This is a genomic window from Streptomyces sp. NPDC046862, assembly GCF_040704615.1.
GTDB lineage: Bacteria > Actinomycetota > Actinomycetes > Streptomycetales > Streptomycetaceae > Streptomyces.
Genome location: NZ_JBEYXP010000056.1, coordinates 13,613 through 30,370, shown reverse-complemented (window position 1 = coordinate 30,370; position 16,758 = coordinate 13,613). Strand labels below are relative to the sequence as shown.

12 protein-coding genes are annotated in these 16,758 nt (G+C 70.3%); 8 read left to right on the top strand and 4 right to left on the bottom strand.

Annotation, left to right across the window (positions count from 1 at the left end):
• Positions 1 to 12 precede the first annotated feature (12 nt).
• The 7 genes from AB0959_RS42505 to fxsT all read left to right on the top strand — a co-directional run bounded on the left by AB0959_RS42505 (position 13) and on the right by fxsT (position 10,573).
• Positions 13 to 1,530 (top strand): amino acid permease, encoded by a 1,518-nt coding sequence (locus AB0959_RS42505; RefSeq protein ID WP_366832206.1) that lies wholly within the window; start codon positions 13 to 15, stop codon positions 1,528 to 1,530.
• 286 nt (positions 1,531 to 1,816) lie between these two features.
• A complete protein-coding gene (locus tag AB0959_RS42500) occupies positions 1,817 to 2,017 on the top strand; it encodes a hypothetical protein (protein ID WP_366832205.1) in 201 nt (66 codons plus the stop codon).
• Positions 2,018 to 2,039: 22 nt separating this feature from the next.
• The gene (locus tag AB0959_RS42495) at positions 2,040 to 4,163 is read left to right on the top strand and encodes an FxsB family cyclophane-forming radical SAM/SPASM peptide maturase (protein WP_366832204.1); all 2,124 of its coding nucleotides are present in this window, start codon (positions 2,040 to 2,042) and stop codon (positions 4,161 to 4,163) included.
• A gap of 132 nt (positions 4,164 to 4,295) precedes the next feature.
• Positions 4,296 to 4,673: an AAC(3) family N-acetyltransferase gene (locus tag AB0959_RS42490; protein ID WP_366832243.1), complete on the top strand. Its 378-nt coding sequence runs from the start codon at positions 4,296 to 4,298 to the stop codon at positions 4,671 to 4,673.
• Positions 4,666 to 5,325, top strand: coding sequence for a TIR-like protein FxsC (locus AB0959_RS42485; RefSeq protein WP_366832203.1), 660 nt, complete (start codon positions 4,666 to 4,668; stop codon positions 5,323 to 5,325). Before AB0959_RS42490 ends, AB0959_RS42485 begins: the two co-directional genes overlap by 8 nt.
• Positions 5,325 to 6,641: an FxsC protein gene (gene fsxC, locus AB0959_RS42480; RefSeq protein ID WP_366832202.1), complete on the top strand. Its 1,317-nt coding sequence runs from the start codon at positions 5,325 to 5,327 to the stop codon at positions 6,639 to 6,641. The genes AB0959_RS42485 and fsxC overlap by 1 nt, the downstream gene beginning before the upstream one ends.
• Entirely contained in the window at positions 6,638 to 10,573 is a 3,936-nt protein-coding gene (fxsT, locus tag AB0959_RS42475) for an FxSxx-COOH system tetratricopeptide repeat protein (protein WP_366832201.1), read from the top strand. Before fsxC ends, fxsT begins: the two co-directional genes overlap by 4 nt.
• Positions 10,574 to 10,583: 10 nt before the next feature.
• Here the strand turns inward: fxsT and AB0959_RS42470 are convergent, their stop codons facing one another.
• The gene (locus AB0959_RS42470; protein WP_366832200.1) at positions 10,584 to 11,483 is read right to left on the bottom strand and encodes an alpha/beta hydrolase; all 900 of its coding nucleotides are present in this window, start codon (positions 11,481 to 11,483) and stop codon (positions 10,584 to 10,586) included.
• A 204-nt stretch (positions 11,484 to 11,687) separates the two neighbouring features.
• The gene (locus tag AB0959_RS42465; RefSeq protein ID WP_366832199.1) at positions 11,688 to 12,074 is read right to left on the bottom strand and encodes an NTP pyrophosphohydrolase; all 387 of its coding nucleotides are present in this window, start codon (positions 12,072 to 12,074) and stop codon (positions 11,688 to 11,690) included.
• 127 nt (positions 12,075 to 12,201) lie between these two features.
• Between AB0959_RS42465 and AB0959_RS42460 the strand changes: the two genes are divergently transcribed.
• Positions 12,202 to 13,215, top strand: a complete 1,014-nt coding sequence (locus AB0959_RS42460) for a hypothetical protein (protein ID WP_366832198.1) — start codon at positions 12,202 to 12,204, stop codon at positions 13,213 to 13,215.
• An 87-nt stretch (positions 13,216 to 13,302) separates the two neighbouring features.
• On the opposite strand, the gene AB0959_RS42455 is transcribed toward AB0959_RS42460, so the two are convergent.
• Both AB0959_RS42455 and AB0959_RS42450 read right to left on the bottom strand, forming a co-directional pair.
• Positions 13,303 to 15,429: a 3-hydroxyacyl-CoA dehydrogenase NAD-binding domain-containing protein gene (locus tag AB0959_RS42455; protein WP_366832197.1), complete on the bottom strand. Its 2,127-nt coding sequence runs from the start codon at positions 15,427 to 15,429 to the stop codon at positions 13,303 to 13,305.
• Positions 15,426 to 16,646, bottom strand: coding sequence for an acetyl-CoA C-acyltransferase (locus AB0959_RS42450; protein ID WP_366832196.1), 1,221 nt, complete (start codon positions 16,644 to 16,646; stop codon positions 15,426 to 15,428). The genes AB0959_RS42455 and AB0959_RS42450 overlap by 4 nt, the downstream gene beginning before the upstream one ends.
• Positions 16,647 to 16,758: the final 112 nt, after the last annotated feature.

Sequence of the window (16,758 nt, the reverse complement as noted above, 5' to 3'; positions counted from 1 at the left end):
GGAGGTACGCCCGTGAGCACTCTCTTCAGGACAAAACGGGTCGAACAGTCGATCCAGGACACCGAGGAACCGGAGCACGCGCTCAAGAAGTCCCTGTCCGCCATGGATCTCACGGTGTTCGGCGTCGGTGTCATCGTCGGCACCGGCATCTTCGTCCTCACCGGTACCGTCGCCAAGAACAACGCGGGGCCCGCGGTCGCCCTGGCGTTCGTCGTGGCCGGAGTCGTCTGCGCGCTCGCCGCGCTGTGTTACGCCGAGTTCGCGTCCTCGGTCCCGGTCGCCGGGTCCGCGTACACCTTCTCGTACGCCTCGCTCGGTGAGCTGCCCGCCTGGATCATCGGCTGGGACCTGGTGCTGGAGTTCGCGCTCGGCACGGCGGTGGTCGCGGTCGGCTGGTCCGGCTACATCCGCTCGCTGATGGAGAACGCGGGCTGGCACATGCCCGAGGCGCTCAGCGGCAGGGACGGGGCCGACGGCTTCGGCTTCGACATCCTCGCCGCCGGGCTCGTCCTCGTCCTCACCGCCATCCTCGTCATCGGCATGAAGCTGTCGGCCCGCATCACCTCACTCGTGGTCGCCATCAAGGTGGCCGTCGTCCTCGTCGTCATCGTCGCGGGTGCCTTCTTCATCAAGAGTGCCAACTACGACCCGTTCATCCCGAAGGCGCAGGCCGTGGAGGCGGGCGGCGACATCCATTCCCCGCTGGTCCAGCTGCTGTTCGGATGGGCGCCCTCCAACTTCGGTGTGATGGGCGTCTTCACGGCGGCGTCCGTCGTCTTCTTCGCCTTCATCGGCTTCGACATCGTGGCCACGGCCGCCGAGGAGACGAAGAACCCGCAGCGGGACATGCCGCGCGGCATCCTCGGCTCGCTGCTCATCTGCACCGCGCTCTACGTGGCGGTGTCGATCGTGGTGACCGGCATGCAGCACTACACGAAGCTCTCCGTGGACGCCCCGCTCGCGGACGCGTTCAAGGCCACCGGGCACCCGGGGTTCGCGGGCTTCATCAGCTTCGGCGCCTCCGTCGGCCTGACCGTCGTCTGCATGATCCTGCTGCTCGGCCAGACCCGGGTGTTCTTCGCGATGAGCCGCGACGGACTGCTGCCGCGCTTCTTCTCCCACGTCCACCCGCGCTTCAAGACACCGCACCGGCCGACCATCCTGCTCGGCGTGGTCATCGCCGTCGTCGCGGGCTTCACGAGCCTCGGCGAACTCGCCGAACTGGTCAACATCGGCACGCTGTTCGCCTTCGTCGTCGTGGCGGTCAGCGTCCTCGTCCTCCGCCGGACCCGGCCCGACCTGCCCCGCGCGTTCCGCACCCCGTGGGTGCCCGTCATCCCGGTCCTGTCCGTCCTCGCCTCGCTGTGGCTGATGCTCAACCTGCCGGCCGAGACCTGGACCCGCTTCGCCGTCTGGATGGTCCTCGGCTTCGTCCTGTACTTCCTGTACGGCCGCACACACAGCCGCCTGGGAACGCGCGAGGACGCGGCGGCGGACGAGACGACGAGGACACCGAGCCGCGATGCCTAGGTCCTCCCTCACCCGCCCGGCCCCGTCGGTCCCGCTTCCGGTGGGGCCGCTGGGCCGGGTGGCGTGCCGCCCGCGTTCTACGCGCGCCCACCTGACGCACATTGGCCGTTACCGTACGGAAGCTGGCTCGTAAGCTACCCTTGCCGCCCTTGTCACTGACGGGAAAGGGCCACGATGATGGGTGGAGCGGTGACGTCGTGCCACCGGCGGACTGCTCAGTGCGATTCCACTCGGCGGGAATCCGCCCCGCTGGCGGCGATTCCACGAACCGGCGAAGGAGACCGTGATGACGAATGCGGGAGAGGTTTCCGGTGGCCTTGCGAGCGCCGTGCCTGCAGCGCCCTCGCAACTGCCGCACCTCACCACGCACATCCCGGACGTCGAGTCCACCTCACTGAGTGACCTGCTCGACGTCCGAGCGCAGTCGTTGAACAGGCTGCTGCCGTCCGCGCGGCAGTCGGGATCCAGCTTCAACTCCAGCATCTGACCGCACCGGACACCATGGGCCGATGACCGCCGGGACAAGAGCGTTCCGTCAGTTCGTCCTCAAGGTGCACAGCAGGTGCGACCTGGCCTGCGATCACTGCTACGTCTATCGCCACGCCGACCAGAGCTGGCGACGCCGGCCTCAGGTGATCACGGACGAGGTGGCGGCGGCCGTGGTGTCCCGGATCGCCGAGCACGCCAGGGCCCACCCCGAACTCGCCGGCGTGCACGTCGTCCTGCACGGTGGTGAACCCCTGCTCGCCGGACCCGAACGGCTGGCTCACATCGCCGGGGACCTGCGCGCCGCACTGGACGGTGTCTGCGAACTCGATCTGCGGATGCAGACCAACGGCCTGCGCCTCGACGAGGACGTCTGCCGCATGCTGGTCCGCGAGCGGATCGCCACCGGCATCTCCCTCGACGGCGACCGCGCGTCCAACGACCGCCACCGCAAGCGGGCGAACGGCAACGGATCGTACGACGCCGTGGTCCGGGCGGTGCGGCTCATCGGCTCCGCCCCCTACCGCAGCGCCTTCGCCGGCCTGCTGTGCACCATCGATGTGGAGAACGACCCCCTCGACGTGTACGAGGCCCTGGCCGCGCTCGATCCACCACGGGTGGACTTCCTGCTGCCGCACGCCACCTGGGACCGCCCGCCACCGGGGAACGCGGCCCACGCACGGTGGCTGACCACCGTCCACGACCGCTGGACCGCCGACGGAAGGCCCTTTCCCGTCCGGCTCTTCGACTCGATCGAGGCTGGGCGGGACGGGCGGGATTCCTTCACCGAAGCACTCGGCCTCGGCAGTCCCGACCTGGTCGTCGTCGAGACCGACGGGGAGATCGAACAGGCCGACTGGCTCAAGACGGCGAAACACGGCGCGCCCGCCACGGGATTCCACATCCTGCGGCACACCTTCGACGAGGCGGCCGCCCACCCCGGCTTCCTGGCTCAGGGCGGGGGATCGGACGCGCTGAGCCGCCAGTGTCGTGACTGCTCCGTGGTGCGGATCTGCGGGGGTGGGCTGTACGGCCACCGCCACCGGTCCGACAACGGCTTCGACAACCCCTCGGTCTACTGCGAGGACCTCTTCCGGCTGATCGGTCACATCCTGCGGTCACCGCGGCCGCGGCCGGTGCGCCGGCACACGCTGACCGTGGACGGCTTCGACTCCCTCGCCGCGGGCGGCGGCGACGGCGACGCGCTGCGCGCTCTCGTCGGTGCCGAGGCCAGCGTCCGCCGGCTGCTGATCGGCGCCGTCTGCGCCCGGTATCCGGGCCCCGAGGCGAGCGCCCTGACACGGCAGGACCAGCACCGGCCCCGGGAGACAGCCGAGACCATGCGCCATCCTCAGCTCGGCACCTGGGCGGTGCGCAGCCTCGAAGGGAGGGTTCCCGCGCCCGCCGTACGGCAGAGGCTCGGGGAGATCGCCATGGCGGCCGCGGTACGGGCGGGCACCCACCTCCGGCTCGAACTGCCGGAGCACACCGTGGAGGCGCATCTGCCGGGCATGGGACGGCTGACCCTGCCGCCCGGTGACGGGCCCGTCGTGCTGGTCGCGCGCGCGGGCGCTCTGCTGCTCGACTCCCGGTCGGGCGGCAAGCCGCTCCCCGTCGCCGAGGCCGCGGTCCTCAGCATCGGCTGGGAACCCGTGCGCACCATTGTCACGGGCGAGTTCACGGTCCTCCTGGAGGACGGCGACCCCTACCGCGACGGATTCGCCGCCGAGCCCGCCCCCAGGCTGGACGAGACGGCGTACGCCCGGTGGACGCGGTCGTTCACCGAGGCCGCCGAGCTCCTGCGCGCCCGCCACGCACCCCGCGCGCCGGGCGTCCGCGCCCTGCTGACCGCGTGCACCCCGGTGCGCGGGGGAGGAAAACAGGGACACGTGGCCGCCGACCCGCACGCCTTCGGGGCCCTGGGACTGGCCTTGCCGGAAACCGCCGGGGCTCTGGCCGGGCTGATCGTGGAAGGAGTGCAACAGGTGAAGTTCAACGCCCTGTTGGACCTGTTCGACCTCGCGGGCAGCGACGAGGCCAGGGAAAGCCTCAGGTCCGCCTACCTGGACCGCCTCCCGACAGGGGCGATCCAGCTCGACGGACTCACCGCCCACGGACGCCGGATGGCTGCCAGGCTGCAGGGCTGAACGGGGATGCGCACTGAGGGACGTGCGGGGCGTGCTCGGCCCCCGCGGCACCCTGGTCGTGTCCCCACCTTCACCGAGGACATTCCCTCACCTCACGGACGTACGTCCACATGACGCGAGGCCTGACACCGCATCAACTCTTGTCCTACCGTAAGAGCATGGAGCCCTTCAGCGCGGCTCGTCGCGCTCGGGCCCGAGGCCGCCCGGATCGTCTCCGGACACGCCTTGAACTGCCTGCTCGGCGAGCGGTCCCCGCTCGGCCGGCTGTACGGGGAGGGGGCGTACGTGCTGCTGCTGGGCGCCGGCTTCGACGACAGCCACTTCGGCGAACCCGGCCGATGGCCGGAGAGCTCGGCGCCCGGTGGCCGCGGCCCGATCGTCCGGGGCCGTATCGGCGCGGCAGACAGCCCGTTCTTCCCGCTGCGCCGGGCCGTCGACACCGCCGCCGACCGGGTGGCCGCCCGCCGCCACGTGTCCCGCGACCTGTCCACGGAGGCCGACCGTGCGTGAGCGCTCCGACGACCGGCCGCGCCGCAGCGTCCAGCAGCCCTACGGGTTCCTCAGCTACGGCCGCGTGCCGCACGTGCCGGGCAGCGACGGTCCGACGGACGAACGGCTGATCCGCTTCTACAACAAGCTCACCGTGGACCTGATGGCGCTCACCGACCTCGACGGCAAGATCCGCGCGGTCTACCTCGACCGACGGACCGAGCTCGGCGCCGGGTGGCGGGACGAGTTGAAGGACCACCTCGCGCGGTGCCAGGTCCTCGTGCCGGTGCTGTCCCCCCGGCTGTTCGGCAGCAAGTGGTGCGCCGTGGAATGGCAGTGCTTCGAGCGGCGACAGCAACTGCAGCGCGACCGCGGGAGGTTCACACGCAATGCCATCGTCCCCGTCCTGTGGAACCCGCTACGGCGCGAGGAGATACCCCCGCCCTACGCGGACGTGCAGTACACCCACCAGGACTTCGCCGACGACTACGAGACGGAAGGGTTGCTCGGCCTGCTGACCTACGGAGACGAGCAGGTCGTCAACCGGGTGGTGTACCAACTCGCCAGAAAGATCGTCGAAGTGGCGGTCAGTGCCCGCCTGGAGCCCTGCGATCCGGGCCTCTTCGACGACCTCTTCGACTCCCTGAACGGCCTGGCAGAGGAGGAGCACTGATGGACGCCAGCCACTTCGACACCGGTGTACGCGACGAGTCACCCTATTTCTTCCTCAGCTACGCGCCCGCGCTGCCGCCGGGCGACCACCTGGACGCGGGCCGCCCGGCGGCCGACAAGAACGTGGCGGAGTTCTATATCGACCTGACCCGGGAGGTCGTACGGATGGGCGGATCCCTCGCGACCACGTCCGTCGGATACCTGGACGCCGCCGACCGCGGCGGACGGTCGACGACGCGCGCCCTGCACCGCAGCCGCAGCTTCGTTCCGCTGATCTCGCGCCGCTACTTCGCCGACCCTTACTGCGGCCGCCAGTGGTACGCCTTCACCCACCGTCGCCACCGAGGCGTCCTGGTACCGGCCCTGTGGGTGCCCGTGCCGACGACCGCGCGCCCGGTCGTCGTCGACCTGGACCTGCCGGTGCCCGGCGGGCCGGCGACTCCGCTGCACGTCGGCGCCGAGACACTGGAGCTGTACGCGAAGCACGGACTGTACGGGCTGCGGCAGGACCCCGACCACCGGGAGGCCTACGCCCAGTGCGTCCGCAGGATCGCCCAGTGCGTCGTCCACTCGTCGAACACGGCGCCCGAACCTGCCGCGGATCGGACCGAGTTCGTCGACCTGGACGGTGTCCCCGACGCCTTCGCCGCCTCGTCCTGGCACCCGCTGGGCATCGCCGTGCTCGCCCCGGACATCCACCACCTGCCAACCGACCGCAGGGACACCAAGTACGGTGCGGAGCCGCGGGACTGGCAGCCCTTCAGCGACGGGTTCGGCACCCCTTTGGCCGAACGCACCGCCGAACTGGCCCGCAACCTCGGATTCGCCCCCGAGATCAGCACGTACGACGAGGCCGAGCCCGTCTTCCTCGGACAGCGTGAGACCCGGAGCCCCTGGGTGCTCATCCTCGATCCCTGGATCTTGCACGACCGTACGGCCCTCGACCGGCTGCGCGCGTTCGACGCCCGCGACCTGCCCTGGGTGACCGTGCTGACACCGCTGGCCGACGACCCGCAGACCCGGCACGCGCGGGGGGACCTCGAAGCGCGGCTGCGGTCCGCGCTGCCCCGGCGGTTGAGCAGCAGCCGGGCCATCCAACGGGGCGCCATGCTGGGTCTCGACACCTCGGAGAAGTTCAACTCCCGTTTCATCGAGCTCGCCGACAGCGCGGCCCAGCAATACCTCAACCGAGTTCCGCTACGATCCTCGACCAGGCCTTCGGCGTCGGTGGAGCGGCCCACTCCCGCATCCGGCGGACCGGTCGCCCCCGCCTCGGACCAGGACGACTCCCAGGGTGACCAGGAGGCACAACCGTGACCGGCGCGCTCTCCCGCCCCGACGGCGGCAAGATCGTCACGTTCTACAGCTACAAGGGCGGCACCGGCCGCACCATGGCGCTCGCCAACACCGCCTGGATCACGGCCTCGCAGGGCAAGCGGGTCCTGGTGGTCGACTGGGACCTGGAGGCGCCGGGTCTCGACCGCTTCCTGAGCCCGTTCCTGGAACCGAACGCGTTGCGTGACCGCCCCGGCGTACTGAACCTCATCAACGACTACATGCTGAAGGTCGACTCCCTGCGCGGCGCCGAACCCGACCAGGCGTGGATCACCAGCCAGGCCGACATCAGCAAGGCGGTCTCCCGGCTGCTGTGGACCTTCCCGGCCGGCGGCCGGCTGGACTACATCTCGGCGGGCCGCCAGGACCGCAACTACTCCTCGATCTTCTCCCAGTTCAACTGGAACCTCTTCTACGCGAAGCAGTTCGGCGGTCAGTTCCTGGACGCCCTGTGTGCTCAGTTCCGTCACGGCTACGACTTCGTCCTCGTCGACAGCCGCACCGGCCTGAGTGACATCTCCGACATCTGCACGATCCACTTCCCCGACGTACTGGTGAACTGCTTCACCCACAACGACCAGAGCATCGAGGGCGCGGCGGCCGTCGCCCGCCGGGTCGAGGACACGTACGGGGACCGTCGCATCCGCATCCTGCCGGTGCCCATGAGGGTGGAGGACTCCGAGGCGGAACGACTGGAGGCCGCACGGGCCAAGGTCCGGCTCACCTTCGACCAGCTGCTGGTACGCACCCCGCACGTCGACCCGCGCCGCTACTGGGGCAACGTGGAGGTGCCGTACAAGCCCACGTACGCCTACGAGGAGATCCTGGCGACCTTCCGCGACGAGCCGGGCACCCCCGCTTCCCTTCTGGCGGCCTGCGAACGGCTCACGTCGGTCATCACCGAGGGAGCGGTGACCTGCCTAGCCCCGATGACCGACGAGGACCGCCAGAACTACCTCAAGACCGTCGTGCGCCGCCGGCAGCCGGACCCCACTCATGTGTTCCTGAGCTATGTGCCCGAGGACCGGATGTGGGCGGAGTGGATCGGGCGGGTCCTCAGCGACGCGGGGTTCACCGTCGGCGACGCCCGTTCCGAGGACGGCTCCGCGGCGGGCGTCCCCCTGCGCGACGACACCGACAGCAAGGTGCGAGGAGCCTCCCGCACGGTGGCGGTGCTGTCCGCCGACTACCAGAAGTCCCCGCAGGCCAGGGCGGTGTGGGAGGCCGTGGCCGCGGCGGACCCGATGGGCGCGCGGCGCACCCTGGTGCCGATCCAGGTCGGCGAAGTGCGGCTCGGCGACCCGTTCCTGGACCGCAAGCCGATCCATCTCGGCAACATGTCCGAGGCGCAGGCCAGGAAGGTCCTGCTGCGGGCGCTGGACGCGCAGGCCGTCCAGGGCGAGCACCCCGCGGACGGCGCAGCCGGCGGCCCCCGCTACCCCGGGGCGGAGCCACCCGTGTGGTCCGTCCCCGTGCGCAACGCGGCCTTCACCGGGCGCGCCGAGCTGCTGGAGGACCTGCGGCTGCGGCTCGCCGACACGGGCACCGCGACCCTCCTGCACGGCATGGGCGGGGTCGGCAAGACCCAGTTGGCCACCGAGTACGCCCACAGATACCGGGGCAACTACGACGTCGTCTGGTGGATCGAGGCGGAGTTCGGCGACCTCGCGCTGCGCCAGTACTCCGAACTCGCCCCCCACCTCGGAGTCGAGGAGCGGGACAGCATCAGCGCCACGGCCGACGCGGTACGGGACGCGCTGCGCCGGGGCACGAAATACGACCGGTGGCTGCTGGTCTTCGACAACGCGACCACCCCCGAGTCCATCGAGCGTCTGCTGGTCAACAGCCCGACCGGCCACGTACTGATCACCACCCGCAATGAGGGCTGGGCCCAGATCGGCGAGCGCGTCGAGGTCGACGTCTTCCGGCGCACCGAGAGCGTCGACCACCTCCTGCACCGGGTGTCCGCCATCAGCGCGGAGGACGCGGACCGGGTCGCGGAAGCGCTCGGTGACCTGCCGCTGGCCGTCGACCAGGCCGCCGCCTGGCTGAACGAGACCGGCCAGGACGCCGCTGAGTACCTGGAACTGCTGAAGCCGCAGCTGGCGACACTTCAGGCGGTCGCCGACACCCAGACGTACCCGCTGCAGGTGGGCGCGACCTGGAACATCTCCATCCAGCGACTCAATTCCCCGGTCGCCCGGCGGCTGTTGGAACTGTGCTCCCACTTCGGTGCGGATCCCATGTCCTTCAACCTGGTACACGGCAAGGAGATGAGCGACGCCCTCAGCGAACTCCAGCCGGGCAGCGACGGTACGGCGCTGGTGTCCCGGGCCATCCAGCAACTGCACCGCTACGCCCTGGCCAAGGTCGACCGCAAGAGCCGCAGCATCCAGGTGCACCGGCTCGTGCAGGCGGCGGTGCGCTCGTCGATGTCCGACGCGGAACAGGAAGAGGCGCTGCGCGTCGTGCGCAACGTGCTCAGCGGCGCGCGCCCTTCCGAGGGCGACGTGGAACACCCGGGCAACTGGTCGCGCTACAACACGATCTGGCCCCATCTGAAGGCGCCCTGGATCAAGTACTCGCTCGACGACCGGATCCGGCGGCTGATGACCGAGTGGCTGCGGTACCTGAGGGCGCGCGGCGAGTACGCGGACGCCCTGTCGCTCGCGGAGGAGCTTCTGACCATCTGGCAGAAGGAGGCGGGTCCGAACGACCGCTGGACTCTGCACCTGCGCTTCGAGATCGCCAACGTGCTGCGTTTCCAGGGCTGGTACAGCAAGGCGCTGGAGATCGACCAGGACGTCTACGAGCGGCAGCGCGAGGCCCTGGGCGACGACGACGCGCACACCCTGATGACGGCGGGCGGTCTCACGGCGGACCTGCGGGCCGTCGGCCGGGTCAGGAGGGCGCTGGAGATCGACCGCGAGACCTACGAGCGGTCCGTGGACCTCCTCGGCGAGGACCATTCCCGGACTCTGTTCGCGGCCAACAACCTGGCCGTGTCGATGCGCATGGCCGGGGACTGCTTCGAGGCCCAGACCGTTGACAAGGACAACTGCGCCCTGCGGGTGGAGACGTTGGGCGCCAAGCACCCCTACACCCTGTTCTCCCAGATCAACCTCGGCCGTGACCTGCGTTCCTGCGGGGAGTACGAGGCGTCGGCCGAGACCCTGCGCGCCGTCCACGAGACGGCCGTCGAACTCGGCGAGGAGTCACCACCCGCCCTGGAGGCCGCGAAGGCGCTCGCCATCACACTGCGCAGGCTCGACATGCTGGACGAGGCCATCGAGCTCAGCCAGGGCGTGCTCGACATCTCCCGGCGGCGCCTGGGTGACGCCTCGCCCGAGACGCTGGTGGTGCGCCTCGGCCTGGCGGGCCATCTCGCGGCGGCGGGCCGCCATGAGGAGGCCTGCGCGGAGACCGTCGACCTGCTCGACCGGTTCCGCGCGGCGCTCGGCGAGGCCCACCCCAACACGCTGGCGTGCGCGGTCAACCACGGCATCAACCTGCTGGCGACCGGCCGGCTCCCCGGGGCCCGCGAAGTGTGCGAGCAGGCCCGTGCGGCTCTGGGGACCACTCTCGGCCCGGAGCACCCCTTCAGCATGAACTGCCAGATGAACCTGGCGAACACCGAGGCCGCCCTCGGCGACACCGAGAAGGCCGAACTCAACTACCGCCAGGCCCATAGGGAGTTGCGCGAGCGCCTCGGCACGGACCATCCCACGGCCCTCACCTGCCTGGGCAACCTCTCGATCCTGCTCCGCGAGACCGGGCGTACCTCCGAAGCCGACCAACTGGCCCGGGAGAGCCTTGACGTGCTGAGCGCCAAGCTCGGTGCCCAGCACTCGAAGGTGGTCCGGCTGCGCAGCGGCCAGAGGGTGGGTCTGGAGCTCGACCCGCACCCCATCTGACGGACACGGTCTACGCCGTCGTGGTCGCGGCGGCGCCGGCCTTCGCCTGTTCCCGGAGCCAGCCGAGCACCTGCGGCAGCACCGGAACGGCGGCGAAGTGCGCCGCCGACGGCTGCAGGACGACGGTGGCCCGCGGGATGCTGCGGGCCAGCCATCGGAAGTGCTCTACAGGGGAGAACACGTCGTTCTCCCCGTGCCACAGCAGCGTGGGCACGGTGATCTCCGTCGGATCGAAGCCCCACGGCATGCTGAAGGCGACGGCGTCGTCGATCCAGCCGTCCGCGCTCTCCTTGATCCCGGACATGAAGTTCTTGTGCAGCATCCGCCGGATGCCGGCGTCCGCCACGACCTGTCGGTCGACGTCGGGCATCTCCTCGTCGAGGTCCTTCAGCAGGGCCATGGGGTCCGCCCGCATGGCGTCCGCGTTCTGCACCAGGGTGCTCTGCAGCACGTCGCGGTTCTCGCGGGCGTTGCGGTACTCACGGACGTTGGACTCCGTCATCCCCTTGAACCAGTCGAGCTCCGGTGCGTCCGGTGGGGCGAGGCTCACCAGAACGGCAGCGCTGCGCACCCGGTCGGACAGCTCCGCCGCACAGGCGAGCGCGTGAGGACCGCCTCCCGACCGGCCGACGACGGAGAACTCGTCCAGCTTCAGGTGCTTGGCGATGGCCTCGACGTCCGTGGCGGCATCGGCCACCTGACGGCCGGGCTTGCGGGTCGAACCGCCGTAACCGGGACGGTCGTAGGCGATCAGGTGGATACCGAGCTGGTAGAGCACCATCGACCGCGGCCGCGGCCCCTGATGGCTGCCGGGAGTTCCGTGCAGCAAGAAGACGGGGTGTCCTTGAGGGTCACCCCAGGAATCGAAAACGAGCTCGCGCCCGTCCCTGCTGCGAGCGGCACGCGCCACTCCTGCCTCCCGTCCACCGGCCGCCAAGGGTGCCGGAATCCTCTCAGAAAGACGGGCACCATTGAGCCAGGTTCCCGCGTCGGCGTCATCCCGTCACTGGAAAGTGACCAGAATGTCGAAATCATGACCGAACACGGCCAGCTTATGCCTGTTTCACCGGGTCAGCCTGGGGTAAAAAGACCCCCATTTTGGAACAAAGGGGCCCTAGTGTGCGGGATTGTGGCCGTGTACCGTGCGCGGGCCGGTCACCTCCGCCCCCAGTTCCGTCACCCGCCGCCGCAGCTCCCGGTCGGCCGTCACGACCAGGCAGCGACGGCCGGGGGCCTCCGCGACCAGCTCGACCATGCGGTCGTCCCCGCTGCCGGGCGCCGACTCGACCCGTACGCCAGGCGTGGACTCGACCCCGCGGGCCGCGCCCTCGACCACGAGAACGATCTCCACGGGGCCGGGCTGCCCCGGCACCCCCGTCGCCGCGAGCCGGTCCCGCAGCCGTTCCGCGGCCCCCCGCCGGTCCCGCCACCACCCGTCGGGCACGGAACCGACGACGTTCGCCGCGTCCACGATCACGAGCAGGGGGTCGTTGTCGTCCATACGGTCAGGGTCCCACGCCCCGGCAGGGGCCATTCCACGCCGTCGGACGTCCCACCGGTGCGATCCCGGGCCTGATCAGGCGGGGCCCGGAACGCGGGCGACGGTCCGTCACAATTAAAGTGATCCGGTGAACGGCGACTGGTTCATACGCGGCCGCGACGGCCGGCTCAGTGTCTATGTGCCCTCGGGGGACGCCGTACTGTGCCGGGCCGAGCGCGTGCCCGGCGGTCCCTGGGACCCCCCGCGCAAGGTGGGCGGCGACCAGAGGCTGCACACAGGGCTGGCGGTCGGCCAGGGGCCCGACGGATACGCCCATCTGACCGCCTGGCGGCCCACCCGGCCCGACGAGTCCGGCCTGGTGCACTCCACCCACTTCCGGCCCCGGCTGGCGCCGTTGGACTGGAACCCGGTCGGCCATCCCGACCGGCGCGGCGACAGGACGGGGTTGCCCGCCGTCGCCGTCGACGCCGAGGGGCGGGCGTACCTCTTCGTCCGCAACCGGGGCAAGGGCGTGCACACGGTCAACCAGAAGGCACGCGGCGGCTGGAACGGATGGCACGATCTCGGGGGCTTCGAGGTGCACGAGGAACTCGTCGCCGTGACGGGGGAGTCGGGGCTCGTCGAGGTGTACGCCACCAACGCCGAGGGCGTGCTGCGCTGGTACCAGGAGGAGTCGGGCGCCCGCCCGGTCGCCGCGGATCCGCTGAACTGTCCCGTCGAACCCGGCGCACTGGCCGCCCTGCCCACCTCCAAGGAGAACACGACGCTGTTCTTCACCGGCACCGACGGCGTCCTGTACTCCTGGCGGCCCGGCGGCGAGCCGGTGGCCCTGCTCGACGCCGCGGGACCCGGGCCGGTGGCCACGGTGCGCTGCGACATCGAGGGCCACGACTGCACGGTGCTCGCCCAGCGCTCGTCCTCCGGACGGGTCGTCTTCGCTGCCTACCCGACCGAGCAGGAGTCGGCGGGAGCGTGGTGGACGGAGTCGGGGCCGCAGCTGCCGGAGGGCACGCGCGTGGCCCTGGCCGAGGACGCGGCCGGACGCGTGGTCGCGGCCACCCTGACCCCGGACGGCCAACTTCGCCTGACCCGCCGCAAGGACGAGCCGGGGCTGGCGTTCCAGGCCTGGCAGGAGATCTGAGGGCCGGCACAACCTCTGTCACAACGCCGGTGCCCGGCACACCAGTTGATGTGCCGGGCACCGTACGACCGCACAGGCGAGGCGTGGTTACGCCGGGACCGAAGCCACTCCGGGCTCCAGGAACGTCTTGCCGTTCACGCGCTCGCTGACGCCCTCGCGGTCCAGGTACGGCGTGATGCCGCCCAGGTGGAAGGGCCAGCCGGCGCCCGTGATCAGGCACAGGTCGATGTCCTGGGCCTCGGCCACCACGCCCTCGTCGAGCATGAGCCCGATCTCCTGGGCCACCGCGTCCAGGACCCGCGCCCGCACCTGCTCCTCGGTCAGGACGGAGTCGCCCTGCTTCAGCAGCGCGGCGACCTCGGGGTCCAGCTCCGGCTTGCCGGAGTCGTAGACGTAGAAGCCGCGCTTGCCCGCCTCGACGACCGCCTTGAGGTTCGGGGAGACCTTGAAGCGGTCCGGGAAGGCGCTGTTGAGCGTCTCGGAGACGTGCAGACCGATCGCGGGGCCCACCAGCTCCAGCAGCACCAGCGGGGACATCGGCAGACCGAGCGGCTCGACAGCCTTCTCGGCGACGTCGACCGGGGTGCCCTCGTCGATGACGTTCTGGATCTCGCCCATGAAGCGGGTGAGGATGCGGTTCACGACGAACGCCGGGGCGTCCTTCGTGAGGACCGCGGTCTTCTTCAGCTTCTTGGCGACGGCGAACGCCGTGGCCAGCGAGGCGTCGTCCGTCTTCTCACCACGGACGATCTCCAGCAGCGGCAGCACCGCGACCGGGTTGAAGAAGTGGAAGCCCACGACCCGCTCGGGGTTCTTGAGCTTCGACGCCATCTCGGAGACCGACAGCGAGGAGGTGTTGGTCGCGAAGATCGCGTGCGCCGGGGCGACCGCCTCGACCTCCGCGAACACCTGCTGCTTGACGCCGATCTCCTCGAACACGGCCTCGATGACGAAGTCCGCGTCCGCGAAGCCCTCGGCCTTGTCCAGGACACCGGTGACCAGCGCCTTCAGGCGGTTGGCCTTGTCCTGGTTGATGCGGCCCTTGCCGAGGAGCTTGTCGATCTCGGCGTGGACGTAGCCCACACCCTTGTCGACGCGCTCCTGGTCGATGTCGGTCAGCACGACCGGCACCTCCAGGCGGCGCAGGAACAGCAGCGCGAGCTGCGAGGCCATCAGACCGGCGCCGACGACGCCGACCTTGGTGACCGGACGCGCCAGGTTCTTGTCCGGCGCACCCGCGGGACGCTTGCCGCGCTTCTGCACCAGGTTGAACGCGTAGATGCCGGCGCGCAGTTCGCCACCCATGATCAGGTCGGCGAGCGCCTGGTCCTCGGCGTCGTAGCCCTGCTGCGGGTCGCCGTTCTTGGCGGCGGCGATGATGTCCAGCGCGCGGTACGCGGCCGGGGCCGCCCCGTGCACCTTGCTGTCGGCGATGAACCGGCCCTTGGCGACGGCCTGGTCCCAGGCCTCACCGCGGTCGATCACCGGGCGCTCAACCTCGACGTCACCCTTCAGGACCTGAGCCGTCCAGATCAGCGACTGCTCCAGGAAGTCCGCGCCCTCGAAGATCGCGTCGGCGATACCGAGGTCGAAGACCTGCTGCCCCTTGAGCTGCTTGTTCTGGTTGAGGCTGTTCTCGATGATCACCGAGACGGCCTTGTCGGCACCGATCAGGTTCGGCAGCAGTGTGCAGCCACCCCAGCCCGGAACGAGCCCCAGGAAGACCTCGGGGAGCGAGAAGGCCGGCAGGGCCTTCGACACGGTCCGGTACTGGCAGTGCAGACCGACCTCGACGCCACCGCCCATCGCGGCACCGTTGTAGTAGGCGAAGGTCGGCGCGGCGAGGCCGGACAGCCGCTTGAAGACCTCGTGGCCGCCCTTGCCGATGGCCAGCGCGTCCTTGTGCTCCTTCAGCAGCTCGACGCCCTTGAGGTCGGCGCCGACGGCGAAGATGAACGGCTTGCCGGTGATGCCGACGCCGACGATCTCGCCGGCCGCGGCCTCCTTCTCCACCTGGTCGATCGCGGTGTTGAGGTTCGCCAGCGAGGCCGGGCCGAAGGTGGTCGGCTTGGTGTGGTCGAGGCCGTTGTCCAGCGTGATCAGCGCGAAGCGCCCGGCGCCGTACGGCAGGTCGAGGTGGCGCACGTGCGCGGACGTCACGACCTCGTCGGGGAACAGCTCGGCCGCGCCCTTCAGGAGTTCGGTGGTGCTCACTTGTTGCCTCCGTCGAAGTGCGGGTTCTCCCAGATGACCGTCGCGCCCATGCCGAAGCCGACGCACATGGTGGTCAGGCCGTAGCGGACGCCTGGCTGCTCCTCGAACTGGCGGGCGAGCTGTGTCATCAGGCGGACGCCCGAGGAGGCCAGCGGGTGACCGTAGGCGATCGCGCCGCCGTACTGGTTGACGCGCTCGTCGTCGTCCGCGATGCCGTAGTGGTCGAGGAAGGCCAGGACCTGGACGGCGAAGGCCTCGTTGATCTCGAAGAGGTTGATGTCCTCGATCGACAGACCGGCCTTGGCGAGGGCCTTCTCGGTCGCCGGGATCGGGCCGTAGCCCATGACCTCCGGCTCGACGCCCGCGAAGGCGTAGCTGACCAGGCGCATCTTCACCGGGAGGTTGTTCTCGCGGGCGAAGTCTTCGGACGCGATGATCGAGGCGGTGGCGCCGTCGTTCAGACCGGCCGCGTTACCGGCGGTGACCCGCCCGTGGACGCGGAACGGCGTCTTGAGGTTCGCCAGGTTCTCCAGGGTGGTGCCCGGGCGCATCGGCTCGTCGGCGGTGACCAGGCCCCAGCCCGTCTCGCCGGCCTCGGGGTTGGTCCGGCGTACGGAGATCGGGACCAGGTCGGCCTGGATCTTGCCGTTGGCGTACGCCTTCGCGGCCTTCTCCTGCGAGCGCACGGCGTACTCGTCGGCGCGCTGCTTGGTGATGTGCGGGTAGCGGTCGTGCAGGTTCTCGGCGGTCATGCCCATGAACAGCGCCGACTCGTCGACCAGCTTCTCGCTGACGAACCGCGGGTTCGGGTCGACGCCCTCGCCCATCGGGTGGCGGCCCATGTGCTCGACACCACCGGCGATGACGGCGTCGTACGCGCCGAAGGCGATGGAGCCGGCCGTGGTGGTGACAGCGGTCAGTGCGCCCGCGCACATGCGGTCGATCGAGTAACCGGGGACCGACTGCGGCAGCCCGGCGAGGATGCCCGCCGTACGGCCGATGGTCAGGCCCTGGTCACCGATCTGCGTGGTCGCGGCGATGGCGACCTCGTCGACCTTCTTCGGGTCGAGACCGGGGTTGCGACGCAGCAGCTCCCGGATCGCCTTCACGACGAGGTCGTCGGCGCGGGTCTCGTGGTAGATGCCCTTCGGGCCCGCCTTGCCGAACGGGGTACGGACGCCGTCGACGAAGACGACGTCCCTGACGGTACGAGGCACGGTGGCTCTCCTCCAGAGGGTGCGGGATGGCACTGCTGCGGCACGCACAGCTGAGCGCGCGCTCAGGACCCATGCTACTTACGGGTAACCATGCTGCCCAGTCCCGCGGCCG

What these genes read in the sequence shown, in the direction of transcription:
- AB0959_RS42500 (WP_366832205.1), top strand. Translation starts at nt 1,817, where the DNA reads ATGACGAATGCGGGAGAGGTTTCCGGTGGCCTTGCGAGCGCCGTGCCT.
- AB0959_RS42495 (WP_366832204.1), top strand. Translation starts at nt 2,040, where the DNA reads ATGACCGCCGGGACAAGAGCGTTCCGTCAGTTCGTCCTCAAGGTGCAC.
- fsxC (WP_366832202.1), top strand. Translation starts at nt 5,325, where the DNA reads ATGGACGCCAGCCACTTCGACACCGGTGTACGCGACGAGTCACCCTAT.
- AB0959_RS42465 (WP_366832199.1), bottom strand. Translation starts at nt 12,074, where the DNA reads ATGGACGACAACGACCCCCTGCTCGTGATCGTGGACGCGGCGAACGTC.